This window comes from Streptomyces afghaniensis, from assembly GCF_044327915.1.
Taxonomy (GTDB): Bacteria; Actinomycetota; Actinomycetes; order Streptomycetales; family Streptomycetaceae; genus Streptomyces; species Streptomyces afghaniensis.
Window position 1 is genome coordinate 790,133 of sequence record NZ_JBIRGJ010000001.1, and the last position, 26,433, is coordinate 816,565.

A 26,433-nucleotide genomic window follows, 5' to 3' on the forward strand; every position below is an offset into this window, starting at 1 on the left:
CCACCGCCGCAAGACCGCCAGGAGGCAAGGCACGGTGTCCCCGCACGAAGAGACCACCCCCCTCGACCCGCCGGACTGGGAGGAGTTCAAGGCCCTGGGCCGGCGCATCGTCGACGACATGGCCGACTACCTCGCCGGCCTCCGCGACCGGCCCGTCTGGCAGCCCGTACCCCCGGACGTCCAGGCCCGGCTCGGCACCGCGCTGCCCCGGACCGCCACCCCCATGCAGGACGTCTACGAGGAGTTCCGTACAACGGTCATGCCCTACCCGCGCGGCAACATCCACCCGCGCTTCTGGGGCTGGGCCAACGGCTCCGGCGTGCCCGTCGCCGCCTACGCCGACCTGCTGGCCTCCGTGGTCAACTGCACGCTCGGCTCCGGCGAGAACGCGGCGATGATGGTCGAGCACCAGGTGCTGGAGTGGCTGAAGGAGGCCATGCGCTGGCCCGCCGACGGCTCCGGCATCCTCACCAGCGGCGCGTCGATGGGGCAGATCATCGCGCTCGCCGCCGCCCGCCGCGCGAAGAGCGGCCGGGCGGACATCCGCGGCCTGGGCGCCCTCGCCGACGGCCGGCAGTTCACCGTCTACGGCTCCACGCAGACCCACCACTCGGTGGAGAAGGCCGTCGAACTCCTCGGCATCGGCGGGCAGTACTTCCGGCAGACACCGGTCGACGCCCGCTTCCGGACCGACACCGGTGCCCTGCGCCGGGCCATCCGTGCCGACCGCGACGCCGGACTCCACCCCCTGTGCCTGGTCGGCAACGCCGGCACCGTCAACACCGCAGCCGTCGACCCCCTCGACGAACTGCTCGCCATCGCCCGGGAGGAGGACCTCTGGTTCCACGTCGACGGCGCGTTCGGCGCCTTCGCGCAGCTGCTGCCCACCCACCGGGCCCTGCTGGCCGGGATGAGCGAGGCCGACTCGCTCGTCTTCGACCTGCACAAGTGGCTGTACATGCCGTTCGACGTCAGCTGCGTGCTGGTCCGCCGGGCGGACGCGCTGGAAAGCGCGTTCAGCTCCAGCGCCGACTACATCAGCGGCACGGACCAGGGGCCCGCGGCGTACCCCCTCGCCTTCTCCGACCGGGGCGTCGAGCAGTCCCGGCGGTTCCGGGCGCTGAAGGTGTGGTTCGCCCTCAAGACGCACGGCATCGAGTCCTTCGCCGCGTCGATCGCGGGCAACATCGGCCAGATCGCCCACTTGACGAAACTGGCCGACAGCTCGGACAGGCTGGAGGTCGTCTCCCGCAGCGACCTCAACATCGTGTGCTTCCGCTATGTGTGGCCGGGCGCCACAGCGGACGAGCTGAACCGCGTCAACCAGGCCGTGCTGACCCGGTTGCAGGTCGGGGGACTGGCGATGCCGTCCCATACAGTGATCGACGGGAAGTTCGTCATCCGCGTCGCCAACAACAACCACCGGTCGGAGCGCTCCGACTTCGACTTCCTCGTCGAACAGGTCGTGGCGATCGGCGACGAGCTGGTCGCCACGTGGCAGTGAGGCCCCGTACGACGCCGGCGGACCGAGGAGGGGAGACGGACATGGACCCCACGCAGCGGCGGCGCCGGTCCGTGCCCGCCCTCGTCGGGCTGTCGGCCGCGCTCCTCGCGACGGCCCTGTGGGGCTTCACCTTCCTGGGCCCCGCCGCCGTCGAGCCCGTCAACATCTACTACCTCGTCCTCGGCCGGTACGCGGTCTTCGGCCTGATGTCGGCCGCCGTACTGCTGGCGCGGCCCGGCAGGCTGCGCACCCTGGGGACGCGTGACGTCCTCAAGGCGATGCACCTGGGCGTCGTGGGATACATCGGCTTCTACCTGCTGCTGTCGATGTCCGCGTCCGTCGGCGGCGGTGTCCTCGCCTCGGCCATGACCGGTCTGATCCCCGTCATGGTCTCGCTGATCTCCAACGCCGTCGAGAAGGTCTTCGCCTGGCGCAGCGGGCTGCTGCCCATCGCCGTCATCGCCGCCGGGCTGTTCCTGGTGAACGGCGGTACGGCTTCCCTGGGGACGTCGGGTGACGGGCAGGACCGGCTCGCGGGTGCGGTGCTCGGGTTCGCGGCGTGTGTGGCCTGGTCGTACTTCGTCATCGCCAACCGGATCATCCTGCGGCGTGCGACCCGGGTCCCGGACAACGCCACGTGGACGGCCTGCATCGGTATCGGCGCGTTCCTCGGCTCCCTCGTCCTGCTGCCGCTGGCCGAGTCCGCCGAGGGCACGTCCCCGTTCGCCGACGCCGGCACGCTGGTGTCGTTCATCGCCTGGTGCGCGGCGCTGGCGGTGCTGGGCTCGTGGTGCGCCACGTGGTTCTGGAACATCGCGTCGAAGCGCCTCCCGGCGACGGTCATGGGCCCGATCATCGGGATGGAGGCGGTGTTCGGAGCCTTCTTCTACCTGATCTGGGAACAGCGCCTCCCCACCGCCCAGGAGCTCTGGGGCGGTCTGCTGGTCATCGGCGGCGTCTTCTTCAGCTTCCACGTCTTCGACCGCGCCAGACTCCCGCGGCCGGTCCCGGAGCGCTCTGCGCGTCAGACCCCGACCGGCCTGGGCGGAGACGAGGGGCGGTAGGGGAGAGGAGGTCCAAAGCGCCGCGTTGGCCGACCGTCGCCTTCGGGCCAGACTCGTGGCCGACGGCTCGACAGCCTGGACCGCGGCCGGACCCGGTGTCAGACTCCGTCGCGATCAGAGCAACCTGTCCTTCCCCGGAGTGAAGGGGGAACCGGCTTGGGCAACTCGACCGCGCTGCACGGTGTGTCCGATCACCCTGTCATCGGAGCCGCTGTCACCCGGCGTACCAGTCTGGTCCTGCCACCCGGCTTTTCCCTGGCGGAGTGGAAACGCGTCGGAAAACACCTCTTCCTGATAGCGGATTCCTCCTGCTGGTGGCACGGCGACTGGCTCGTGTACGGCCAGGAGAGATATCCCGGCAAGTACCGCCGGGCGATGGAGGAAACCGGTCTCGATTACAAGACCCTGCGCAACTACGCGTGGATCGCCAGGCGTTTTCCGGCCTCGGAAAGAAATCCCAGACTCAGCTTCCAGCACCACGCCGAAGTGGCCTCCCTGGCCCCCGAGGAACGCCGCAGCTGGCTGGACCGAGCCGCCCGGGAGGGCTGGTCCCGCAACCGGCTCCGGCACGAACTGCGCAAAAGGCTTTCCGACTCGTCCGACGTCCCCGAACCACGTCAGGTGCGGCTCCAGTTGCGTACCACCACGGAGCAGGAGTCCGCCTGGGCCCGGGCCGCCGAGCGCGACGGCCTCGAACTGGCCGAATGGATCACCGCCAGCCTCGACCGGGCGGCCGGACTCGACGACGAGGCCGGCCCCTGAAGGTCCCCGCCCCCGCCGCCCGCGCCTGCTACGGCAGCTTTCGGTCATCCTCGGGCGGCGGCAGGCACCGTCCGGCCCTCTCCGGGAGGCGAGGTCCCCTGGTCGGCAAGGACGGCGAATTCAATAAGGCTTGCCTTACTTTCGAGAAAACCAGTCAGCAGTCTTAATACGATCTCCTTGACGCGTCCGCAATTCCCCCGCCAGTCTTTGCCGAGTCGCGCCCCGACCAGCCGCGCTGTTCTTGCGAAAACGAAGCCCTCCGCATGTCAGCGCGCACCACCTTCGGGTACTTCACCCGTGAGCATGGCAATGGGGGAACTGTTGACCTTCGTAATCGCCCAGCCCTGCGTCGACGTCAAGGACAAGGCCTGTCTGGACGTCTGTCCCGTCGACTGCATCTACGAGGGCTCGCGCACCCTGTACATCCACCCAGACGAATGCATCGACTGCTCGGCCTGCGAACCGGTCTGCCCGGTAGAGGCGATCCACCGCGACACCGAACTCCCCGAGGAGTGGCAGGTGTACGAACGGGTGAACGCCGAGTTCTTCACCGCCACGACCGGCCTCGGCTCACCGGGCGGCGCCACGGAGGCCGGACCCGTCGCGGCCGACCACGAGCACATCGCCGGGCTGCCCCGGTCGGCAGCCCACACCTGACGCCCCGACGAACGGTTCCGCTCCGTACCACCGCACGGCACAACTGCCCACCTCCCCCTGACGGAAGGACAGTCCGTGACGCAGACGACCTGGAACCAGGAACCCCATCCAGCCCGGCTCGAGGAACGACTCGACGACGACGTCGTGCGATGTCACCTCAGCCCGCGCAACTGCCGCATACGCCCCGGACAGCACGGCTTCTGCATGGTGCGCGCCAACCGCGACGGACGCCTGGTCACCCTCAACTACGGGCGTTCGGTGCACGCCACCGAGGAGACCATCGAGACCGAGGCCGTCTTCCACTACGCGCCCGGCGCCCGCATCCTCTCCATGGGCAACGTCGGCTGCATGCTCAACTGCGACTACTGCCACAACTGGAAGACGTCCCAGGCGCGTTACGTCGAGGACAAGGACGTCTACCACTACACGCCCGAGGAAGTCGTCGACATCGCCGTCCGGCACGGCATCAAGGTCATCTCCTGGACCTACAACGACCCGGTAGTGTGGCACGAGTTCGTCGTCGAGACCGCCGCCCTCGCCAAGGCCGCCGGCATCGTCAACCTCTACAAGTCCGCGTTCTTCATCAGCGGCGAGGCGATCGAGGAGCTCATCCCCGTCATCGACATCTTCTCGGTGTCGATCAAGTCCCTCGACCCGAAGTACTACCGCAAGATCACCAAGGGCTGGCTGGAGCCGGTGCTGGAAGGCACCGAGCAGGTCTACCGGGCCGGAAAGCACGTCGAGGTCTCCACGCTGATGGTCACCGACCTCAGCGACGACGAGAAGACAGCCCGCGAGATGGCCACCTTCGTCGGTGAGCGGCTGGACCCGTCGATCCCCACCCACTTCGTGCGGTTCCACCCCGACTACAAGATGACCGACACCATCCGCACGCCCGTGGACCGCCTGGAACGCGCCCGCAAGGTCGCCATGGACATGGGCCTGAACCACGTCTACCTCGGCAACGTCTACGACACCGAGTCCACCAACACCTGGTGCAGCCAGTGCGGACTGCTCCAGGTCACCCGGTACGGCCTCAACGCCGACCTGGTCGGGGTGGACGCCGACGGCAACTGCGCGTCCTGCGGCACCCGCGCGCCCCTGAAGCTGCTGCCGGACGCCCGGCGCCGCGGCAAGGTCCAGGAGCTGCCCGCCGGCGGCGACCTCGACGTGGCGTCCTTCGACTGGCACGGCGACGTCCGCGCGCTCCACGTGCAGATGCGCAACGAGTCCGACACGCCGGCCACCGCGTACACCCGCCGCTACGGCGATCCGGCCGCGGACGGCAGCTGGGAGATCGTCGAGCTCAAGCCGCGGGAGAGCTTCCGCTACATCGCGGCCAAGAGCACGCCCGACGAGCTCGGCGTCCAGGTGGCCATCCCGGACCGGTGCACCTCCAGCCTCCACCAGGTCTTCGACCGGGCCCACTTCCCGACCGTGGAGGTGGCCGCCGGGACCCTGAACCAGGACGTGTCGCCGCTGCCCCTCTTCCAGCCCGGCACCCGCCGCTGAGCCGCGGCCCCGGCACCAGGGAGACAAGGGGAGGAAACACATGAGGCACGGAACCGACTACCGTGTGCTGCCCTTCAGCGACGACACCTCCGCGGTGTTCCTCACCGACAACCACCGGCTGCTGCTGGCCCCGGCCGGCACCGCCGAGCGCCTGGAGTCCGGCGTGGACAGTCTGTTGCCCCCGGAGCGGCAGGCCTGGGAGCGCATGCGGCAGGCCGTGGGCGCCGACGAGGACGTCAACCGCTCCCGGCTGCGGGAGAGTTCGCTGTCCGACGGGGCCGACTTCGCGGTCAACGTCAACCTGACCAACGTCTGCAATCTGGCCTGCACCTACTGCTTCGCGGAAGGCGGGGACTACGGCCGGATCACCGAGGCCATGGGCGAGCACTCGATCGCCTGGATCTTCGACTTCATCGAGCGCAACGCCGTGCCCGGACAGCGCGTCCGCTTCGAGTTCTTCGGCGGCGAGCCGCTGGCGAACTTCGCCGTGATCCAGAAGATCTGCGAGCGCGCCCGGAGCGTCTCCGGGCGGGACGGCACCGAGTTCGTGCACCGCATCTCCACCAACCTCACGCTGATGCCGAAGGGCATCGAGGAGCTGTTCCGCGAGTACCGCTTCATCGTCTCGGTCTCCATCGACGGCGGTCGCGAGGTACAGGACGCCAACCGGCCCTCCAAGAACGGCATGGGGTCCTACGACCGGATCATGCGCAACCTCTGGCGGCTGCGGGAGGCGTGCGGCGACGACATCACGCTGGTGGCGCGGATGACGATCGCCACCGGCGAGCCCAGCCTCAAGGACAGCGTGCACGACCTGTGGCAGCTGGACCTGTTCGACTACTTCCAGATCTATCCGGGCGTGTACCCGGTGGAGAAGGACACGAAGGTCCCCATCGCCCTCACCCTCGGCGACCGCAAGCTCTCCGAGCCGCAGGGCATCCAGTACATCAACCACTTCCTCCAGCCCGGCATCGTCGGGCAGTTCAAGGACTTCCTCCTCCACTACCCGTCGCTCTTCGCACCCGGCAACCGCTTCAAGGGCGTGCTGGAGTACGAGCGGACCGTGCAGATGGTCACCGAGGGGGCCACCTCCCTGGCCTTCTGCTCCGGCGGCCGGACGTACTACACGCACTCACCCGACGGCAGCATCAGCCCCTGCCACCGCCTCGTCGGCGACGAGAGCTTCGATGTCGGCACCGGCTCCGAGGGGATCACCCGGGAGCACCCCGAGTGGCGGCGCACCGTCGACGAGCACCCCGTGTGCGGCGCGTGCTGGGCCCGCTACCTGTGCGGCGGCGGCTGCCGGCAGGAGAACCACGTGGCCTCGGGGGACGTCAACGTCCTCAACGACGAGTCGTGCCAGTACCAGCTGATGCTGGCCGAGGAGGTCATCAAGATGCTGGCCAGGTCCACGGCCGACTACCGGGCGCGCTCCCGGGACCGGTACGACGACCTGTTCGTCTCCTGCGGGCGCCCCGTGGTTCCCAACGACCGGCCCGCCCTGGAACAGCCCACCGGCTACGAACCCTTCCGGGTGCTCTGCTGACGGTCCCCGCACCGCCCCGGTCACCCCTCCGCCGCCGCACGGCGAGCCTGACAAGGAGCAGCAGCCAGATGGCCGAGAAGATCGTTCGCCGCAACATCCACACCTACCCGTTCAAGTACCGCAAGCCGGACTACGAGGAGTACTTCCGGCCCGAGAACGCCGTGCTCTACCTGCACGTGCCGTTCTGCATCACCAAGTGCGGGTTCTGCGACTACACCGTCTACATCAACAAGAACGAGCAGCACTTCGCGCAGTACGTCGACGCCCTGGAGAAGGAGATCCGCGCCTTCGCCGCGAACCGGGTGTTCCCCGCCTTCCGTGTGGACGCCGTCTACTTCGGCGGCGGCACGCCCGGCATCCTCGACGGCGACCAGACGGCCCGGCTGCTCGACGTGTGCCGCGAGTCCTTCGAGTTCAACGAAGGGGCGGAGATCGCCCTGGAGTTCGACCCGTCGACGGTGGACGAGACCAAGATCGCGCGTATGCGCGAGTCCGGCTTCAACCGGCTCAACCTGGGCATCCAGGCGTTCGACGACCGCCTGCTGCAGATCTGCAACCGCTCGCACGACCTGGCCACCGCCGAGCGGGCCTACCGGACCATCGTCGACGGCGGTTTCACCCACACCAACATCGACCTGATCTTCCCGCTGCCCGACCAGTCCCTGGACGACTGGAAGCACAGCGTGGACCGGGCGATCGAGCTGGAACCCGCCTGCATCACCGCCTACGGCCTGGAGATCTGGCCCAAGACCGCGTTCCACTCCCTGATCAAGTCCGGGAAGATGGCGCTGCCGACGCCCGAGGACGAAGAGCGCATGTACGAGTACGCCATCGACGCGCTGGAGGCGGCGGGGTTCAAGCGCCGCAGCTCGACGGGCTACTACCACCCCGACCGCTGCGAGGACTACTCGCGGTTCCTGGAGTACTACTGGCGCACCTGGCCGATGATCGGCTTCGGCGTGTCGTCCAAGAGCGTGATCCACGACCGGCTGTTCGTGAACGTCAAGCCGCTCAAGCAGTACTACGAGCTGGTGGAGGAGGGAAAGGTCCCGCTCGATTTCGCCACGTATCTCACCAAGGAGCAGGAGATGCGCCGGGTCATGATCCGAGGCCTGAAAATGTGCGAGATCTACCGTCACGACTTCGAGAACCGGTTCGGAGTCACGATGGAGGACGTCTTCGGCAGCGAACTGGAACAGCTTCTCGACAAGGGCTGGCTGGAAAAGCAGGGGGACGACGTGTATTCGCTGACCCGGGCCGGCCAACTGCTGTCCACGAATGTCTACGAGATGTTCTACGCGCCGGAGGACCTGAGTCCCGCGGCACCCGGTGAGGTACGCTTCGGCATATCCGAACTCGTCGAATGACCTGACCGACGGGTGTGCCGCAAGGAGGCGGGGGAATTGGCGCGAACCCGTTTATCGGGGACCGGGGTGAACGGCGTGGTGCAGTGGGGGAGCAGACGGTGAGCGTGATCCCGGCCTGGAGTGCGGGTCTCGGACTCGGTTTCCTCGTCGCCCTGCCGCTCGGTCCGATCGGACTGCTGTGCGTGCGCAGTGTGCTGCGCAACGGCTTTCTGTGCGGATTCGCCATCGGCCTCGGCGCGGCGGCCATCGACGTGCTGTACGCCGGCCTCGGCCTCGCGGGTGTCGGCAAGCTGCTGGACATCTCCGTGCTGCGGACCGCGCTCGGGCTCGCCGGTGCCGTGGTCATGGCGTATCTGGGTTTCCGCTCGGTGCGTTCGGCCTTCCGGGCGAGGAGCGCGGTCGTCGACATCGAGGGCGAGACGGTGCAGCCGTGGGAGGCCTTCCGTACGGCTCTCACGGCGACGGCGGCCAACCCGGCGACGATCGGCTACTGGGCGGCGGCCTTCGCCGCCGCCACGGCGGCGAACGTCACGGACACGCTCGCGGACTCGCTCGCCATGCTGGTCGGCGTCGGCTCCGGCACACTGCTGTGGTTCACCACCCTCAGCATCGGGGCCGTGCTGTTCCGCCGCTGGTTCACCGCCCGCATGCTCCAGGGCGTGGACCTCCTGGCCGGCGTGGGCGTCATCTTCTTCGGCGGCGTCCTCGCGTACCAGGCCATCGGCTGACGGAACGGCGAGGCAGCGCCGCGTACGGCGGGCCGTGCCGGGCGTCGGTGACGCATGGGGGTACGGCGGTCCGGCGCGGCCCGGTCCCCTCCGGGCCGAACCGCTCGATGCCGCCCCGGCGCCGTGCCACGAGCCCCGTCCGAGCCGCCCGGCTCCTGCCCTCGACCCGCCGGTGTCCGGTCGTACTTCGGCCACGGCTCCCGCGAGCACACCGAGGCCGTCCGCAGTCGGCAGTGCGGCCTGTCGCCGCTGTTCGCGATGGCGTTCGGCGCGTGCACCAGGATCGAGAGCGTTTTCTGACCGGCTGGAACAGAGCCCCTTCGCCCGTTGCGCAATGGCCTGTTTCATATGCGCACCGAACCTGTCAGCAGTGTTCACAGGAAACAGTCTTGACTGCGAATTCGACGAAGGTAGCCTTGCTGCGCCTGGAGATGTACGGACCGCCTCCCGAGGGGAGACGTACATGGACACCTTCGAATTCGTACCGTCGCCCGCTCAGCTCAGCTGGACGTTCGGCGGAGCGAAAGCGATTACCCGATTACGTCCGGGAACGACGCTGAGACTGTGGACCGAGGACGCCTTCAGCGGTCTGCTCCACAAGAATTCGCACCTGCCCGGCGAGAGAATCCGGCACGGCCGATTCAATCCGCAGACCGGCCCTTTCCACATCGTGGGGGCGGAACCCGGCGACACCCTGGTCCTGCACATCGCCGAACTGACCCCGGCCCGTGACTGGGGCGTCTCCACCCTCGTCGCCGGATTCGGCGGACTCACCTCCACCGATCGCACCGCCACCCTGCAGGACCCGCTCCCGGAACGGACCTGGATCTACCAGGTCGACCCGAAGGCCGAAACGATTCGCTTCGAGGCGGCGGCCGGTGAGTTCACGGTCGACCTGCCCCTGGCCCCGATGCTCGGCACGGTGGGCGTGGCCCCGCAGGGCGCAGAGGTGCGCTCCTCGCTGGCGGCCGGCGCCCACGGCGGCAACCTCGACACCCCCGAGATGCGGGCCGGTGCCACCTGCTACCTCGGAGTCAACGTCGAGGGCGCGCTGTTCTCCGTCGGCGACGGTCACTACCGGCAGGGCGAGGGCGAGTCGTGCGGCACCGCCGTCGAGGGCGCCATGAACGTGACCCTCGTCGTCGACCTGATCAAGGGCTCCGCGCCCGCCTGGCCGCGCATCGAGAACGACGAGTACATGATCACCCTCGGGAGTGCCCGGCCCTTGGAGGACGCCTGGCGCGTCTCCCAGGTGCAGATGGTGAACTGGCTGAGCGAACTCCACGGCCTCGACCGGCTCGACGCCTACCAGTTGCTCTCCCAGATCTCCCGCACCCCGCTGGCGAACGTCGTCGACACCGACTACACCGTCGCCACCAAGGTGCCCAAGGCCCTGCTCCCGGACAGACCCGGGTACGGCGGAGCCCACCGCCGGATGCGGGAGATCGCCGCCCGCCTCTGAGGCACCCCGGCCGCGGCACACCGCCCGCAGCGGCCCGGCCGCCGCCGTACGCCCCCGCCCCGCGGCCCGTGCCCGCCCGGCTGCCACTCCACGACTCCGGCGTACTCCCGCAGCCGCTTTCGGCCTGCCCCGGCCGTCCGGGGCCGTACGGCCGCGGCACGCCCACCCCCGACACACCGCGACGCCCACACCGACACCGAGATTGGTGGCCACCATGGAAATGCGCAGCCTCGACCGCGGCACGCTGGGGCCGGAGAACGGCTTCTCGCAGCCGCTGCTCCCCTGGTCCGCCCTCAACGCCCCTTTCAAAGGCGCCTGGTGCGTGGTCCATCCGGGGGCCTCGACCACCCGGCACGCCCATCCCGACTACGAGATCTTCATCGCCCTGTCCGGCGAGGCCGTCCTCGAATCCCGGGGCGAGCGTGTGCCCTTCCGCGAGGGGGACATCGTGCACTTCCCGCCGGACACGGACCACCAGGTGCACAACGAGGGGGCGGAGGACTTCCAGATGTACACGGCCTGGTGGACCCCCGAGACCGCCGAGGGATTCCTCGCCCGGCACCGCGGGGAGGCCTGAGCGATGGCAGGGACCCCACCGGGAGGTTCCCGGCCCGCCGTCATCATCGACACCTCACCCACCCCCAACGGCGACCTCCACATCGGGCACCTGGCAGGCCCGTTCATGTCGGCCGACATCCACGCCCGGTACCTGCGCGCCCGCGGCCGTCCCGTCGTCTTCTCCACCGGGACGGACGACAGCCAGACGTACGTCATGGCCGGCGCGCGCCGCGGCGGCACCACCCCCGAGGAACTGGCCGCCGTCAACCACGCCGCGATCGGACGGACCCTCCGGGCCGCCGGCATCTCCGTGGACGGTTACGCCCCCTACGACGACGCCTATCGGGCGAACGCCCTGCGCTTCGTCACCGACCTGTACGACGCGGGCAAACTGGAGTTGCGTACCGTCTCCTTCCCCTGCGACGCGCGCACCGGTGAGGTCCTGCTCGAGGGACTGGTCGGCGGCTACTGCCCGGTCTGTGTCACCGAGAGCCGCGGCGGCGTCTGCGAGATGTGCGGCCACCCCAACAACTTCGACGAACTCATCGACCCGTGGTCCACCCTGGACCCGGACGCACCCGTCACCACACGCGAGCACCAGGTGCTGGTGCTGCCCATGGAGCAGTACCGCAAACGGCTGGCGTCCTTCTACCAGACGCGCGAGTCGGGTCTGCGGCCGCGCACCCTGAAGTTCCTCCGCGAGGCACTGGCCCGGCCGCTGCCCGACTTCCCGGTCACCTACCCCGTCGCCCACGGGCTGCCCTCGCCCTTCCCGGGCACCGAGGGGCAGCGGCTCAACGCGTGGGTGGAGGGCATCCCGGCAGCGATGTTCTGCACGGACTTCGCGGCCCGCCGGGTGGCCGACCCGCGCGTCGCGGGCAAGGAGCTCTGGCACCCCGAACACGACCCGGAGATCATCTACTTCATCGGCTCCGACATCGTCTACTTCTGGGGCCTCACCCACCTGGCCCTGCTGATGGCCCACGACGGCCGGTACGCCCTGCCCGACCACATCGTCTCCAACGAGTTCTACGAGCTGGAGGACGACAAGTTCTCCACCACGCGGGGCCACGTCGTCTACATCGACGAGGTGCTCGGCCTCGTCAGCCGCGACGCGTTCCGGTTCCATCTGGCGCTCACCGGACCGGAGCACCAGCGGACGAACTTCAGCCGGGACGCACTGGTGAAGGTCACCCGGGACCGGCTCGTCCGGCCCTGGAACCGGATCGCCGGCGCCCTCGCCCCGGCCGCCGCCGACACCCCCGGCACGCTGCCCGTGTCCGGCGCGGCCCGGCGGCGTGCCCGTGCCGTACTGGACCGGTTCGCCGACGCCTACGAGATCCAGGGCTACAGCCCGTCCACGGCCGCCGACCTCGTGGTGGCGCAGCTGGACCGGCTGGGCAGGGCGACGGCCAGGCTCGCCGGACTGCCCGCCGCGGCACGGGCCGAGGCCCTCGGCGACCTGTTCCTGGAACTGCGCGTCCTGATCGCCGGTGCCTCGCCGATCCTCATCGACCTCGCCGAGGAGGCCCGCCGGACCGGCGGCTGGGACGGCGCGCTGGACGAGGCCCTGGCGGACGCCCGGGAAGTCACCGCCTTCCCGGTGCCGTTCCTCGGCGACGCCGGTGAGCGGCCGGGGGAGTGACCACCGTGCGGGGGACGAACGGGGGCCCGGCCGGAGGGGATCAGCACACCCTGGTGGTGGGCGGCGGCGTGGTCGGACTGCTCACCGCGGTGGAATGCGTCCGGGCGGGGCAGCACATCACCCTCCTCGAACGGGGCTCCCTGCCCCACCCCGGCTCCTCCTCCCACGACCGGCACCGGGTGATGCGGGCCCTGCACCCGCACGACCCCGGCGCCACCCGCGCGGCCGTCACCGCGCACCGGCTGTGGCGGGAGCTGGAGTCCCTGCTGGACGCCCCCTTCCTGTACGGCACGGGCGTACTGACGGCACTGCCGGCGGGCGAGACGGTCTCCGCGGCGGCCGGGCTGACCCGGGCCGGACTCCGGGCGCGTGTGCTCGGGCCACGGCAACTTCCCGAAACGTACCGCCACTTGGCCTTCCCGGCCGGACTGGGCGCCGTCCTGGAGGAGGACACCGGAGTGCTCCTCGCCGACCGGGTGCTCGGGGCGGCGGTCCGCTGGCTCGGCGCCCACCCCAGGGCCCGGCTGCTGCCGCACACCACTGTCAGGGCGGTCGACGCGGCGGCCCGGACGGTGACGGTCGAGGACGGCCGGACCCTGCGCGGCGACCGGGTGCTGCTGGCGGCCGGGGCCTGGTCGCGGGCCCTGCTGCCGCCGGCCCTCGCCGGGCGGCTGACCGTGCACCGGCAGACCATGGTGTACTGCGACCCGCCGCCCCGGGAGCGGGAGCGATGGCGCGGCACCCCCGCCGTGCCCGTCTCCGGCATCCCCTGGGGAGCCTGGCTGGTCCCGCCGGTCGCCGGCACCCCGCTGAAACTGTCCGCCGACGCGCTGCGCCGCGTGGTGGCCGGGCCGGACGCCCCCGAGCCGGATCAGGCACCTGACGGGGAGCCGGCGAGCCGGTTCACCGAACTGGTCCCGGGCCTGCGGCCGGAGTGGGTCATCGGCACACGTGACTGCCACTACGTCACCGACGGCACATCGGGCGGCACACTGCTCGCCGACCTGGGCGGGGGAGCCGTCCTCGCCCACTGCGCCTGCGGCGGCGGCGCGTTCAAGTTCGCCCCTCTCACCGCCCGCACGCTGGCGAGCCGGTTCGGCGGCGTGCCTCCCGCCCCGACCGGACTGCACCCACTGGACCATCCGGTCGCCACCGGTCGGGGCGACCCCGCCCCGACCCCCACCACACAGGAGACGACGCGTGATCGACTACAACGGCAGAACGTTCCGCAACACCGAGGCGGGCCCTGACGGCACCGCACCCGTGGCCACGTACCACCAGGACGGCGACCTCGTGTGGGCGGAGGCCGCCGGGGGCGAGGTCCGCCGCTGCGCCCTGGCCGGGACGTGCGACGCCGACGGCACCATCACCATGGGCTACACCCTGGTCCTGCGCAGCGGCGAGATCGCCGTCGGACGGTGCGTCAGCACGCCCGAACGGCTCGACGACGGCCGCATCGTGCTGCACGAGGAATGGGAGCGTTACCAGCCGACCCCCGCGAAGGGCACCTCCGCCATCGAGGAGATCCCGTCCCACACCGCCGCCACCGAGCCGACAGAATCCGCACCCGAGGGGGGATGAGATGTCCACCGCCACACTCAGCAGGGTCGACGACCACGTACTCGCCTTCGACGACACCGTGACCAAAGCCGTGCGGGAGACGTCGGAACAACTCACGGCCGTCGAAGGGCCGGTGGACGGCGCCGCCTGGACCGCGGCGGCCGGCGACGCCTGGCACCGTCTGCCGGCCGAACTCCGGCAGGCCGTCAGCCGGTTCCGCCGCCACTCCGGCGACCAGGGCGTCCTGTTACTGCGCGGACTGCCCGTGGGCGAGGACCTCCTGCCCGACACACCCGCCACACTCGACTCCGTCCAGTCGGAGCCGTCCGTCTCGGCCGCCGTCCTGATGATGATCGCCAGCGGCCTCGGCGACCCGGCCGCCTTCCGGCCGGAGAAGAACGGCGCCCTTGTGCAGAACGTGGTGCCGGTGCCGGGCAACGAGGAAGTGCAGGGCAACCCGGGCTCCGTCGAACTGACCTTCCACACCGAGAACGCCTTCCACGCCCACCGCCCCGACTTCGTCCTGCTCATGTGCCTGCGCTCCGACCACGAAGGAGTCGCCGGACTGCGCACCTCCTGTGTCCGGCAGATGCTGCCGATGCTGAGCTGGGTGGACCGGGAGGCGCTCTACCGCGCCGACTACGTCACGGCGCCGCCGCCTTCCTTCGGCGGGCGGAACAACCACGTCGCCGAGCACGCCGTACTCGTCGGCGACCTCTTCGACCCCGACCTGAGGGTGGACTTCGCCGCCACCACCACCCGGAGCGGACAGGCCGAACTCGCCATGGCCGAACTGGAGTCGGCCTGCCACGCGCAGGCCCTGGAGTTCCGGCTGCGGCCCGGGGACCTGGCCCTCGTGGACAACCGGGTCACGCTGCACGGACGTACCGCCTACCGGCCGCGCTACGACGGACGTGACCGCTGGTTGCAGCGCACCTTCGTCCTGACCGACCTGCGGCGCTCCCGTCGGCACCGCCCCAACGACGGCAACGTACTGGTCCGGTGACCGGCCCGAGCGCGGCCCGGACCGCGAGCACAGTCCGTCAGGCGTCCGAGACACGGGAGATCGGCACGGTGGAACCCCTTCGACGCGGACCGGACGGCCCGCACTTCGGCTGTGTGGGCATCGGTGTCGGCCCGGCCAACCTGAGCCTCGCCTCCCTGCTGCACGGCCATCCCGAGATGACCAGCCTGTTCGTCGAGCGCCGGGAGACCTTCGGATGGCACGACGACCAGCAGATCGCCGGGGCCACGCTCCAGGTGTCGCTCTTCAAGGACCTGGTGACGCTGGCCGATCCGACGAACAAGTTCTCGTTCCTGTCGTACCTGCACGACCAGGGCATGATCTACCACTTCGTCAACGCCCAGTTCGACGCCATGCCGCGCCGGGAGTTCCGCAACTACCTGGAGTGGGCGAGCCGGAAGAACGAGAACGTCACCTTCGGTGAGGAGGTCCTGTCCGTCGACTTCGACGGGGTCTTCGTGATCCGGACCGGCAAGCGGACCCTGACCGCGGACCACGTGTCCCTCGGCATCGGCAGCCGGCCCTGGGTGCCCGAGCACGCCCGCGGTCTGCTGGGCGAGTCGCAGTTCCACGTCAGCGACTTCGTGCGGCGCTCCGGCGGCCTGGGCGGGCGGCGGGTCGGCGTGGTGGGCGGAGGCCAGTCCGGCGCGGAGGCCTTCCTGGACCTGATCTCCCGTCCGGAGGGGGAGCGCCCGGCCCATGTGGCGTGGATATCCCGGCGCGACAACTTCTTCCCCATCGACGACTCGCCGTTCACCAACGACTACTTCACGCCCTCCTTCTCCGACCACTTCTTCTCGCTCGACCGCGCCCAGCGCGAGGCGTTCAACGACCGGCAGCTCCTGGCCAGCGACGGTGTCTCGCCGGCCACCCTCAAGGAGATCTACCAGCGTTGCTACACCCGCCACTTCGTGGAGGGCGACCAGAAGCTCATCGCGCTGTACCCCGACCGCACCGTCACCGGCGTGAGCGGCGGCGACGGCGCCTGGGAACTCACCCTGGAACCGGGGAACCGGCCGCGTGCCGTCGAACGGCTCACCGCGGACGTCGTCGTCTGGGCGACCGGATTCCGGCCGGCCCGCCCGGACCTGCTGGCCCCGCTCGCCGGCCGGCTGGAGTGGGAGGACGAGGAGATCCGTGTCGACCGGGACTTCGCCGCGTGCTGGGACGGACCGCCCGACCACGGCATCTTCGTCCAGAACGGTGTCCGACGGCAGCGCGGCCTGGCCGATCCCAACCTGAGCCTGATCGCCTGGCGCAGCCGCCGCATCCTCGACCGGATGCTGGGCGTCAAGACCGAGGACCAGTGTGACTCCTTCCTGAGGTGGTCCCCGGAACCGGCCGTCGACAAGTTCCCGCAAGGAGCGTGATCGCCCGTGGCAGGAATCCGGATCGCCGTGGTGGGCGCCGGGATCATCGGCTGCCTCGTGGCGCGGGAGCTGGCCGTGCGGGCACCGCACGCCACGATCGCCGTCCTGGACCGGGACGCGATCGGCAGCGGCGCCAGCCGCCGCTCGGCCGGCCTGCACCTGCCGCGGGGCGCGACGGAGCGGCTGCGGGCGATGACCCGGTACAGCCAGGACTACTACGACGGGCTCAGGCGCGAGCGGCCCACGCTGCCGATCCACCCGACGGCCGTGTCCGTGGTGTCCGCCACCGCCGACGACCGGGCGGTCCGCGAGACGTACCTCGCCGGTGCCGAGCCCGTCCGCGCGGAGCACCGGGACCTCCCGGCCGTCGGCGTCCCGGCGGACGCGTCGGTCTGGCGGGTGAGCGGCGGACACCACACCGCCGTCCACGACCTGACCTGCGTGCTCGCCCGGGATCTGCGCTCCCGCGTCGACTTCCGCGAGGGCGTCGCCGTCACGGGCGTGCAGCCGGGGAGCGGTGGTGTGCTGCTGCGGCTGAGCACCGGCGACACGCTCGCCGCCGACCGGGTGCTGCTGGCGCCCGGACCGTGGACCGCCGACCCGGCGCTGGCACCGTTCGTCGCGCCGTCGGGGGCCCGGGTGAAGAAGGTGGTCGCCCTGCACATCGAGCAGCGCCCGGCCCCGACGGACGGCGCGATCGTCTTCCAGGACGACGACGCCTTCCTGCTGCCGCTGCCCGAGCGGGGGCACTGGCTGTACAGCTTCACCCGCACGGAGTGGGACGTCGACCCCGGGACGGTGGCCCGGGGCCTGAGCCCCGAGGACGTGGAGGAGGCGCGCGGCACGCTGCGCAGATGGGCGCCCGCACTGGTCGAGCACGCGGGGTCGGGCCGTGTCTTCTGCGACGCCTACAGCCCGGGCCGGGAACCGGTCGTCGGCACGGTGGACGACGGGGGGCGTGTGGTGTTCGCCGGTGCCGCGAACGGCTGCGGGTACCGGCTCGCCCCGGCCATCGCCCGGGAGGCGGCCGATCTGGTCCTGGGGGTGGTCGCCTGAAGCGGAGGGCGGGGCCCGATGCCGCGGTGGCCGAAGATCGCGGTGGCCGAAGACCATCGCCGGCAACTCGCCACGGCTATCGGCTTCTTGCGGCGGTATCGGCCCTGTAGCAAGATCGACCGGACTTTTCAGCCCGCCATTCGGATTGAGGTTTTCTGCTGATGGAGTGGGGCGTTCTCGCGGTCGTCGCTGTGGCCGGATTGCTGTCCGGTGCCGTGAACTCCATAGCCGGTGGCGGTTCTTTGCTGCTCTTTCCGGCACTGGTCGGAGTCGGCCTTCCGACCCAGGCCGCGAATGTCACGAATTCCGTCGCCAACTGGCCGGGATTCGCGGGGCAGGTCTACGGTTTCGCACCCGAGCTGAAGTCCGAGCCGAGAGGCCGGATGGTGCTGCTGTCGGTGCTCACGGCCGTCGGTACGGTGGCCGGCTCGGTGCTGCTGCTGGTCACCAGCAGCAAGAGCTTCGACACGTTCGTACCGGCCCTGGTGCTCTTCGCGAGTCTGCTGCTGGCCGGTCAGAAGCAGGTGAAGAAGCTGGTGCGGGCGGCAAGCCCGGCCACCGGCGACGAGCGCCGCGAGCGTGTCGTACCCCTGGCGGTGGTCATGACCGCCGCCGGGGTGTACGGCGGCTACTTCGCCGGCGCGCTCGGCGTGATCATGCTGGTGTCGCTGGCCATGACCACGTCCGAGAGCCTGCACCGCCTCAACGCGCTCAAGGCGGCGCTCTCCCTGGTCAACTCGACCGTCACCCTGCTGATCTTCGCCCTCTTCGGCCCCGTCGACTGGGCCCTGGCACTCGTCGCCGCCCCGACCGCCCTGATCGGCGGTTACCTGGGCGCGAAGGTGTCCCGCTGGATGAACGAGGAACTCCTGCGCTGGACGGTGGTGACCATCGGCGTCACGGTGTCGGTGATCCTCTTCACCACCTGACCGTCCGCTTCACCACCGTCAGCGCAGCGTGACGTGCTCGGGGCGGAGCTCGGCCGTCGACCGTACGCCCAGCAGCTGCATGGTGCGGACGATCTCGGTGCGCAGGATGTCCACCGCCCGGCGGACACCGCGTTCGCCGCCCGCCATCAGGCCGTACAGATAGGCCCGGCCGATCAGGCAGGCGTCGGCGCCGCGGGCGATCGCGGCGACGATGTCCGCGCCGGACAGGATTCCGCCGTCCAGCCAGATCTCCGCCTCCTCCTGGATCTCGTCGCGGACCCTCGGCAGCAGTTCCAGCGGGGTCGGCGCCCGGTCCAGCTGGCGGCCGCCGTGGTTGGACAGCAGCACCGCGTCCGCGCCGTGCTTGACGACGTCCCGGGCGTCCTCGGTGTTCTGGATCCCCTTCACCACGAGCTTCCCGGGCCAGCTCTGCCGCACCCAGTCGAGGTCCTCGTAGTCGAGCCCCGGGTCGAACATCGCGTTGATCAGCTCGGCCACCGTGCCGTCCCAGGAGCTGAGGGACGCGAACGTGAGGGGCTCGGTGGTGAGCAGGTCCAGCCACCAGGACGGATGGGCCGCCCCGTCCAGGAACGTGCTGAGCGAGAGCCGGGGCGGAATGGTCAGGCCGTTGCGCAGGTCCCGCAGCCGGGAACCGCCCACGGGGGTGTCCACGGTCAGCAGGAGCGTGTCGTACCCGGCCTCCTCGGCCCGCCGCATCAGCTCCGCGCCCGCCCCGCGGTCGTGCCACACGTACAGCTGGAACCACCTGCGCGCGCCCGGCGCGGCCCGGGCGACGTCCTCGATCGACGTCGTCCCCATCGTGGACAGGGCGTACGGGATGCCGGCCTGCTCGGCGACGGCGACGACGGCCCGTTCGCCCTCGTGGTGCATCATGCGGGTGAACCCGGTCGGGGCGAAGGCGAACGGCAGCGCCGACCGCTTCCCCAGGATCTCCGTGCCGGTGTCGGGATCGGCCACCCCGCGCAGCACATGCGGATGGAACTCGATGTCCCGGAAGGTCCGCCGGGCGCGCAGCAGGCTGATCTCGCCCTCCGCCGCCCCGTCGGTGTAGTCGAACACCGCGCGGGGCGCCCGCCTGCGCGCGAGGCGGCGCAGATCGGGGACGGAGTACGCCCTCGACAGCCGGCGGTCGGTCGGGTCCAGCACGAACGGCCTCGGACGCAGGAGCTGGGCCGTCTCACGGGGCCGCGGCAGGCGTCGTTTCGTCACGGAGTACCTTCCTGTGTCCAGGCGACGCGGGCGGGCAGGGGCTTGCGGCTGGTGACGGCCAGCCGGTTGAAGGTGTTGATCACGCTGATCGACCACACGACCGCCGTGTACTGCTCCTTGGTGAAGACCGAGGTCGCCTCCGCGTAGAGGTCGTCGGGCACGTCCTGGCTCTGCGACAGCTTGCTGATGGTCTCGGTGAGCGCGAGCGCGGCCCGCTCCTGGGGGCTGTACAGATCCGTCTCCCACCAGGCGGCCACCAGATGCAGCCGGCGGTCGTCCTCGCCCAGCCGGCGGGCGTCGCGCGTGTGCAGATCGAGGCAGTACGCGCAGCCGTTGATCTGCGACGCCCTGATCTTTACGAGTTCGATGAGCCGCATGTCGAGCCCGGCTTCGACGGCCGCCTTTTCGACGAGGTCCCGGATGTCCCGGAGTTGTCCGAAGACCTGGGGGAGTTCGTTTCCCACATTTATGCGTCGCTCTGTCATGCCGACCCATTGTCGGTGTTTCCCGGCGGGGAATGCAGCGGCTTTTTTCAGCCTTCCCGGCGGTGCGGGAGGATGGCGAGCGAGGGGCGTGAATGCGAATGTGCGGGAAACGTGCCCGTATGCCGGGGGAAACGTGCCCGCGCGGAACACGGAGTGCTCGCGCGGGCGGTCCGGTCCGCCCCGGCGTCGGCTAGGGTCGCACAGGTCACGACGGTTCTGGGGGCATCATGCGACTGAGAGTGGAGTTCACCACCGAGCCCTTCGACCTCGACGAGGCGCCGGCGCACGCGCTGGTCGCCCGCGAGGTCGTGGAGGCCGCCGAACTGGACGCCGTGGACGTCGGCCCGTTCGGCAACACCGCCGAGGGCGGTGCCGACGCGGTGCTCACCGCCGTGGACGCGCTGCTCCGCAAGACCCTGGAAGCGGGCGCCACCCGGGTCTCGCTCCAGATCAACGTGGTCGAGGAGGGCGAGGCGTGAGCGGCGCCGGGGACGAGCCGTTCATCGCGGCCGTGAAGCCCCTGGTCGACGCCATGGGCGGCGAGATGATCCCGCCCGACGAGGCCGGCCCCGACGACGTCGTCCTGTCCTGGGAGGGCCGCGACGCCGTCGCCGTGCGGCTGCCGCAGCTCGCCGACTCCCTCGACCACATCCTGGCGGCCATGGAGCGCCGCAAGGGCATGCCGCTGGCCGATCTGGACCGCAAGGCCAAGCAGGAGGTCGTGCGGATACTCGAGGCGCGTGGCGCCTTCTCCGTACGGCACGGGGTGGAGACCGTGGCGAGCGCCCTGGGCGTCAGCCGCTTCACCGTCTACAACTACCTCAACCGCGAGAAGGGGTCCTGACCGGACCTGCCCGCTTTCGCCCCCTCGTCCGGTTTCGCTGCCTCGCCGGGTTTCGTCACACGGAATTTTCAACAAACTGTTGACGTGTTGTCGTGGGAGGGCGTTAGCTATCGGCACGCCCGTTCAGCACGAAGGCCGTACCCGGCCACGGAGGCTCCCGTGACTTCCACTTCCATGCCGCCGGGCCTGGCCCGGTTCAACGCTCTCGAGGAGCACGCGGCCTTCACCGCGCTCCACGAGGCGTGCGCCTCCACGGCGTGGGCGAAGCGGCTGCTCGCCGCCCGCCCCTACGCCACCCCCGAGGCCCTGTACACCGCGAGTGACGCCGCCATGGCGGAGCTGACGGCGGAGGACCTCGCGGAGGCGATGGCCGGCCACCCGCCCATCGGCCGCCCGAAGCCCGGCGACCCCACCTCGGCCCGGGAACAGCGCGGCATGGCCGGTGCCTCCGCCGAGCTCAAGGCGGAGATGCTGGAGCTGAACCTCGCCTACCAGGAAAAGTTCGGCCATGTCTTCCTGATCTGCGCCACCGGCCGGACCGGCGAGCAGATGCGCGACGCGGTCAGGGAGCGGATCGGCAACACGCGGGAGCGGGAGCGGGAGATCGTCCGCACCGAACTGGGGAAGATCAACCGCATCCGCCTGGCCCGACTCGTCGAAGAGGACTGACAGCAGCATGAGCACCTCCGCCACCGCATCCGTGTCCACGCACATCCTGGACACGTCCGTCGGCCGCCCCGCCGAGGGCGTCGCCGTCCAGCTCTCCGCCCGCAGCGGGCGAGCGGCCGACTGGCAGGCGCTCGGCGGCTCTGCGACCGACGCGGACGGGCGGTGCAAGGACCTGCCGGCGCTGCCGGAAGGCACCACCCACGTACGGCTCGACTTCGCGGTGGAGCCGTACTTCGAAGAAACCGCGAAGAAGCAAGCCGATGCGCAGCAGGACGCCCCCGCGAATCGGGACAGCGGTGCCGTGTTCTTCCCCGAGGTGGCGATCACCTTCGCCGTGACGCCCGGGGAGCACTACCACGTACCGCTGCTGCTCAACCCGTTCGGCTACTCCGTATACCGAGGGAGCTAGCTACTCATGCCCACCATTCTGGGACAGAACCAGTACGGCAAGGCCGAGAACCGAGTCGTCAAGATCACGCGGGACGGCGCCACCCACCACATCAAGGACCTGAACGTGTCCGTGTCGCTGAGCGGCGACATGGAGGAGGTCCACTACTCCGGCTCGAACGCCAACGTCCTGCCCACCGACACCACCAAGAACACGGTGTACGCGTTCGCCAAGGAGCACGGCATCGAGTCCGCCGAGCAGTTCGGCATCCACCTCGCCCGGCACTTCGTCACCAGCCAGGAGCCGATCCACCGGGCGCGGATCCGCATCGAGGAGTACGCCTGGGAGCGGATCGAGGCCTCCGACGCCAACTCGCGGTTCATCGGCGCCGACGAGGTCAAGCACTCCTTCGTGCGCAAGGGCCAGGAGGTCCGGCTCACCCAGATCACCTACGACGGCTCGTCGTGGGAGGTCATCTCGGGCCTGAAGGACCTCGTCGTGATGAACTCGACCAACTCCGAGTTCTGGGGCTACGTCAAGGACAAGTACACGACGCTGAAAGAGGCCTACGACCGCATCCTGGCCACCCAGGTCTCCGCCCGCTGGCGGTTCAACTGGACCGACGACGACCAGCGCATGCCCAACTGGGAGAAGTCCTACGAGCAGACGAAGAAGCACATGCTCCAGGCCTTCGCCGAGACGTACTCGCTCTCGCTCCAGCAGACGCTGTACCAAATGGGCGCGCGAATCATCGACAACCGCAGCGAGATCGACGAGGTCCGCTTCTCCCTCCCGAACAAGCACCACTTCCTGGTGGACCTGGAGCCGTTCGGGCTCAAGAACGACAACGAGGTGTACTTCGCGGCCGACCGGCCCTACGGCCTGATCGAGGCGACGATCCTGCGCGACGGCTGCGAGGCGAGGATCCCCGTGGACCTCACCAACCTCTGACGTCCCTTCCGGCCTTCCCTCTTTCGGCACCCGTGGCCGGGGAACCCTTCACCTCGGCCACGGCACTCAAACTCCCCGGGTCCTGCCGTGCCCCTCCAACCCAGCGCAAAGGACGAACCATGGCAGCAGCCCAGCGCATCGTCATCGACAACTGTGCGATCGCGACCGTCGACGCCGACGACACCGAATACGCCTCCGGGCACGTCGTCCTGGCCGGCAACCGCATCGAGTCGCTCGGCGCGGGCAAGGCCCCCGAGGGCCTGGAGAACGTCGTACGCCGTATCGACGCCTCCGGTCACCTCGTCACCCCCGGACTGATCAACACCCACCACCACTTCTACCAGTGGATCACCCGGGGTCTGGCCACGGACCACAACCTCTTCGACTGGCTGGTCGCGCTGTACCCGGTCTGGGCGCGCATCGACGAGCCGATGGTGCGCGCGGCGGCCCAGGGCTCGCTCGCGATGATGGCCCGCGGCGGCGTCACCACCGCCATGGACCACCACTACGTCTTCCCGCAGGGCTCAGGCGACCTCTCCGGCGCGATCATCGGCGCCGCCCGCGACATGGGGGTCCGCTTCACCCTCGCCCGCGGTTCCATGGACCGCAGCGAGAAGGACGGCGGCCTGCCCCCGGACTTCGCCGTCGAGACCCTGGACGGCGCGCTGGCCGCCACCGAGGAGACCGTCCGGCAGCACCACGACTCCTCGTTCGACTCGATGACCCAGGTCGCCGTCGCGCCCTGCTCGCCCTTCTCCGTCTCCACCGAGCTGATGCGGGACGGCGCCCAGCTGGCCCGCCGTCTCGGCGTACGGCTCCACACCCACGGTTCGGAGACCGTGGAGGAGGAGAAGTTCTGCCACGAACTGTTCGGCATGGGCCCGACCGACTACTTCGAGTCCACCGGCTGGCTCGGCGAGGACGTGTGGATGGCGCACTGCGTCCACATGAACGACTCCGACATCGCAGCCTTCGCCCGCACGAGGACCGGCGTCGCGCACTGCCCCTCGTCCAACGCCCGCCTCGCCGCCGGTATCGCCCGCGTCCCCGACATGCTCGCGGCCGGCGTCCCGGTCGGCCTCGGCGTCGACGGCACCGCCTCCAACGAGTCCGGCGAACTCCACACCGAGCTGCGCAACGCCCTCCTCATCAACCGCCTCGGCGCGCACAAGGAGGCCGCCCTGAACGCCCGCCAGGCGCTGCGCCTCGGCACGTACGGCGGCGCCCAGGTGCTGGGCCGGGCGGCGGAGACCGGCTCCCTGGAGCCGGGCAAGCTCGCCGACCTCGTGCTGTGGAAGCTGGACACGCTCGCCCACGCCTCCATCGCCGACCCGGTGACCGCCCTGGTCTTCGGCGCGGCGGCCCCGGTCACCGCCTCCTTCGTGAACGGCCGGCAGATCGTCGAGGACGGGCGGCTGCTCACGGCCGACGAGGACGCCATCGCCCGCGAGACGCGGGAGCAGGCCCAGCGGCTGGCACGGATCGCCGCCGAGGCCTGACCACCCGGATGACTCCGGCCGGGAGGGACGGCTCCCGGCCGGTGGCCGCGGACCCGAGCGGGGTCCACGGCGGCTGTCTCCGGGGCGTGTGCTGAACGCGCGCGCCCCGGAACGGCCACCCCCCCCCGTCCCGCATGTCCGGTCCCGCACGACCACCAGCACCACCTCCTTGACACCCACGGCCGTCATCCGGCGCAGCCGTGTAACCGACCGGAGGGAAGCCGCCGTGGCCGACCACCCCGTTGACGAAAAACTCCCCGCGCTCAAGATGGCGACGACCGGCCTCCAGCACGTGGCCGCCATGTACGCGGGAGTCGTCGCCCCACCCCTGATCGTCGGCGCGGCCATCGGCCTGACCGCCACCGATCTGACCTTCCTCACCGGCGCCTGCCTGTTCACCGCGGGCCTCGCCACCTTCCTGCAGACCATCGGCATCTGGAAGATCGGCGCCCGGCTGCCCTTCGTCAACGGCGTCACCTTTGCCGGTGTCGCCCCGATGACCGCGATCGTCGCCTCCACCGAGGACAAGTCCGACGCCCTGCCGGTCATCTTCGGCGCGGTGATCGTCGCCGGACTCCTCGGCTTCCTGGCCGCCCCCGTCTTCTGCAAGGCGGTCCGCTTCTTCCCGCCGGTGGTGACGGGCACGGTCATCACCCTGATCGGCATCTCGCTGCTCCCGGTCGCCTTCGGCTGGGCGCAGGGCCCCGACCCGGCGGCGCACGACTACGGTTCGGCGACCAACCTGGGGCTGGCCGCCGGCACCCTCGTCGTCGTCCTGCTGCTGCGGCGCTTCACTCGGGGCTTCGTCAAGCAGATCGCGGTGCTGCTCGGCCTGGTCGCGGGCACGCTCATCGCGATTCCGTTCGGCGCCACGGACTTCGGCCCGGTCGCGGACGCGGCGGTCATCGGCTTCCCGACCCCCTTCCACTTCGGCGCCCCGCAGTTCCAGCTCGCCGCGATCCTCTCCCTGTGCGTGGTGATGGTGGTGTCGATGACCGAGTCGACCGCCGACATGCTGGCGCTGGGCGAGATCGTCGACCGCCCGGCCGACGAGAAGACCATCGCGGCCGGCCTGCGCGCCGACACCCTCGGCTCGGCGATCAGCCCGCTCTTCAACGGCTTCATGTGCAGTGCCTTCGCGCAGAACATCGGCCTGGTCGCGATGACGAGGATCCGCAGCCGGTACGTCGTCGCCGCCGGAGGCGGGTTCCTGGTGCTGATGGGCCTGTGCCCGATGGCCGCCTCGCTGATCGCCGTCGTGCCGCGCCCGGTGCTCGGCGGGGCGGGCGTGGTCCTGTTCGGCTCGGTCGCCGCCAGCGGCATCCAGACCCTGGTCCGGGCCGGCCTGGAGAAGGACAACAACGTCCTGATCGTGGCCGTCTCCCTGGCCGTCGGCATCATTCCGATCACGGCGCCGGAGTTCTACCACGCCTTCCCGGAGACGGCGCGGATCGTCCTGGACTCGGGCATCTCGACGGGCTGCGTCGCGGCGGTCCTGCTGAACCTGGTCTTCAACCACCTGGGCCGACGCGACCGGGACGCCCACGACGTGACCCACCCGATGGAGGCGGGCGAGGAGATCACGGGAGTCCCCCGGACCCCGGCGACACCATGAGACCGGCG

26 protein-coding genes are annotated in these 26,433 nt (G+C 70.3%); 24 read left to right on the plus strand and 2 right to left on the minus strand.

Annotation, left to right across the window (positions count from 1 at the left end; translation table 11 throughout):
* Positions 1-34: 34 nt before the first annotated feature.
* The 17 genes from ACH4G3_RS03195 (at position 35) to ACH4G3_RS03275 (ending at position 18,744) form a co-directional block, all read left to right on the plus strand.
* Positions 35-1,504, plus strand: a complete 1,470-nt coding sequence (locus tag ACH4G3_RS03195) for a pyridoxal phosphate-dependent decarboxylase family protein (protein WP_397622819.1) — start codon at positions 35-37, stop codon at positions 1,502-1,504.
* Between the two features lie 41 nt (positions 1,505-1,545).
* Entirely contained in the window at positions 1,546-2,568 is a 1,023-nt protein-coding gene (locus tag ACH4G3_RS03200; protein ID WP_397622820.1) for a DMT family transporter, read from the plus strand.
* Positions 2,569-2,724: 156 nt separating this feature from the next.
* Positions 2,725-3,330: an LmbU family transcriptional regulator gene (locus tag ACH4G3_RS03205; RefSeq protein WP_397622821.1), complete on the plus strand. Its 606-nt coding sequence runs from the start codon at positions 2,725-2,727 to the stop codon at positions 3,328-3,330.
* Between the two features lie 321 nt (positions 3,331-3,651).
* The gene (fdxA, locus tag ACH4G3_RS03210) at positions 3,652-3,987 is read left to right on the plus strand and encodes a ferredoxin (RefSeq protein WP_397622822.1); all 336 of its coding nucleotides are present in this window, start codon (positions 3,652-3,654) and stop codon (positions 3,985-3,987) included.
* A 75-nt stretch (positions 3,988-4,062) separates the two neighbouring features.
* Complete coding sequence (gene amrS, locus ACH4G3_RS03215; RefSeq protein WP_397622823.1) at positions 4,063-5,499, plus strand: AmmeMemoRadiSam system radical SAM enzyme; 1,437 nt, start codon at positions 4,063-4,065, stop codon at positions 5,497-5,499.
* A gap of 40 nt (positions 5,500-5,539) precedes the next feature.
* On the plus strand, positions 5,540-7,045 hold the full coding sequence (locus tag ACH4G3_RS03220; RefSeq protein WP_397622824.1) for a radical SAM protein: 1,506 nt from the start codon (positions 5,540-5,542) through the stop codon (positions 7,043-7,045).
* A 68-nt stretch (positions 7,046-7,113) separates the two neighbouring features.
* On the plus strand, positions 7,114-8,412 hold the full coding sequence (locus ACH4G3_RS03225; RefSeq protein WP_397622825.1) for a coproporphyrinogen-III oxidase family protein: 1,299 nt from the start codon (positions 7,114-7,116) through the stop codon (positions 8,410-8,412).
* 98 nt (positions 8,413-8,510) lie between these two features.
* On the plus strand, positions 8,511-9,140 hold the full coding sequence (locus ACH4G3_RS03230; RefSeq protein ID WP_397622826.1) for a LysE/ArgO family amino acid transporter: 630 nt from the start codon (positions 8,511-8,513) through the stop codon (positions 9,138-9,140).
* 463 nt (positions 9,141-9,603) lie between these two features.
* Positions 9,604-10,602: an acetamidase/formamidase family protein gene (locus ACH4G3_RS03235; RefSeq protein WP_397622827.1), complete on the plus strand. Its 999-nt coding sequence runs from the start codon at positions 9,604-9,606 to the stop codon at positions 10,600-10,602.
* Between the two features lie 214 nt (positions 10,603-10,816).
* On the plus strand, positions 10,817-11,179 hold the full coding sequence (locus ACH4G3_RS03240; protein WP_397623371.1) for a cupin domain-containing protein: 363 nt from the start codon (positions 10,817-10,819) through the stop codon (positions 11,177-11,179).
* Positions 11,180-11,182: 3 nt separating this feature from the next.
* Positions 11,183-12,805 (plus strand): class I tRNA ligase family protein, encoded by a 1,623-nt coding sequence (locus ACH4G3_RS03245; RefSeq protein ID WP_397622828.1) that lies wholly within the window; start codon positions 11,183-11,185, stop codon positions 12,803-12,805.
* A 5-nt stretch (positions 12,806-12,810) separates the two neighbouring features.
* Positions 12,811-14,055, plus strand: a complete 1,245-nt coding sequence (locus ACH4G3_RS03250) for an FAD-dependent oxidoreductase (protein WP_397622829.1) — start codon at positions 12,811-12,813, stop codon at positions 14,053-14,055.
* Positions 14,006-14,386: an avidin-fold protein gene (locus ACH4G3_RS03255; RefSeq protein ID WP_397622830.1), complete on the plus strand. Its 381-nt coding sequence runs from the start codon at positions 14,006-14,008 to the stop codon at positions 14,384-14,386. The genes ACH4G3_RS03250 and ACH4G3_RS03255 overlap by 50 nt, the downstream gene beginning before the upstream one ends.
* A 1-nt stretch (position 14,387) precedes the next feature.
* Entirely contained in the window at positions 14,388-15,371 is a 984-nt protein-coding gene (locus tag ACH4G3_RS03260; protein ID WP_397622831.1) for a TauD/TfdA family dioxygenase, read from the plus strand.
* A gap of 68 nt (positions 15,372-15,439) precedes the next feature.
* Positions 15,440-16,759 (plus strand): lysine N(6)-hydroxylase/L-ornithine N(5)-oxygenase family protein, encoded by a 1,320-nt coding sequence (locus ACH4G3_RS03265; RefSeq protein ID WP_397622832.1) that lies wholly within the window; start codon positions 15,440-15,442, stop codon positions 16,757-16,759.
* Between the two features lie 6 nt (positions 16,760-16,765).
* Positions 16,766-17,815 (plus strand): NAD(P)/FAD-dependent oxidoreductase, encoded by a 1,050-nt coding sequence (locus ACH4G3_RS03270; RefSeq protein ID WP_397622833.1) that lies wholly within the window; start codon positions 16,766-16,768, stop codon positions 17,813-17,815.
* 161 nt (positions 17,816-17,976) lie between these two features.
* Positions 17,977-18,744, plus strand: coding sequence for a sulfite exporter TauE/SafE family protein (locus ACH4G3_RS03275; protein ID WP_020270886.1), 768 nt, complete (start codon positions 17,977-17,979; stop codon positions 18,742-18,744).
* A gap of 18 nt (positions 18,745-18,762) precedes the next feature.
* Here the strand turns inward: ACH4G3_RS03275 and ACH4G3_RS03280 are convergent, their stop codons facing one another.
* Both ACH4G3_RS03280 and ACH4G3_RS03285 read right to left on the minus strand, forming a co-directional pair.
* Positions 18,763-19,974, minus strand: coding sequence for an alpha-hydroxy acid oxidase (locus ACH4G3_RS03280; protein ID WP_397622834.1), 1,212 nt, complete (start codon positions 19,972-19,974; stop codon positions 18,763-18,765).
* Positions 19,971-20,459, minus strand: a complete 489-nt coding sequence (locus ACH4G3_RS03285) for a carboxymuconolactone decarboxylase family protein (protein ID WP_397622835.1) — start codon at positions 20,457-20,459, stop codon at positions 19,971-19,973. Before ACH4G3_RS03285 ends, ACH4G3_RS03280 begins: the two co-directional genes overlap by 4 nt.
* A gap of 227 nt (positions 20,460-20,686) precedes the next feature.
* Between ACH4G3_RS03285 and ACH4G3_RS03290 the strand changes: the two genes are divergently transcribed.
* The 7 genes from ACH4G3_RS03290 (at position 20,687) to ACH4G3_RS03320 (ending at position 26,425) form a co-directional block, all read left to right on the plus strand.
* Positions 20,687-20,938, plus strand: a complete 252-nt coding sequence (locus ACH4G3_RS03290) for a thiamine-binding protein (RefSeq protein ID WP_397622836.1) — start codon at positions 20,687-20,689, stop codon at positions 20,936-20,938.
* Entirely contained in the window at positions 20,935-21,303 is a 369-nt protein-coding gene (locus tag ACH4G3_RS03295) for a helix-turn-helix domain-containing protein (RefSeq protein ID WP_397622837.1), read from the plus strand. Before ACH4G3_RS03290 ends, ACH4G3_RS03295 begins: the two co-directional genes overlap by 4 nt.
* Positions 21,304-21,462: 159 nt before the next feature.
* Complete coding sequence (gene uraD / locus ACH4G3_RS03300) at positions 21,463-21,972, plus strand: 2-oxo-4-hydroxy-4-carboxy-5-ureidoimidazoline decarboxylase (RefSeq protein WP_397622838.1); 510 nt, start codon at positions 21,463-21,465, stop codon at positions 21,970-21,972.
* Positions 21,973-21,979: 7 nt separating this feature from the next.
* On the plus strand, positions 21,980-22,381 hold the full coding sequence (gene uraH / locus ACH4G3_RS03305) for a hydroxyisourate hydrolase (RefSeq protein ID WP_397622839.1): 402 nt from the start codon (positions 21,980-21,982) through the stop codon (positions 22,379-22,381).
* A 6-nt stretch (positions 22,382-22,387) separates the two neighbouring features.
* On the plus strand, positions 22,388-23,311 hold the full coding sequence (gene pucL / locus ACH4G3_RS03310) for a factor-independent urate hydroxylase (protein WP_397622840.1): 924 nt from the start codon (positions 22,388-22,390) through the stop codon (positions 23,309-23,311).
* Between the two features lie 119 nt (positions 23,312-23,430).
* Positions 23,431-24,810, plus strand: a complete 1,380-nt coding sequence (locus tag ACH4G3_RS03315; RefSeq protein ID WP_397622841.1) for an 8-oxoguanine deaminase — start codon at positions 23,431-23,433, stop codon at positions 24,808-24,810.
* 226 nt (positions 24,811-25,036) lie between these two features.
* Positions 25,037-26,425 carry a nucleobase:cation symporter-2 family protein gene (locus ACH4G3_RS03320; protein WP_397622842.1) on the plus strand — a complete coding sequence of 463 codons (1,389 nt, stop codon included), beginning with the start codon at positions 25,037-25,039 and terminating at the stop codon, positions 26,423-26,425.
* The last annotated feature ends 8 nt before the right edge of the window (positions 26,426-26,433 follow it).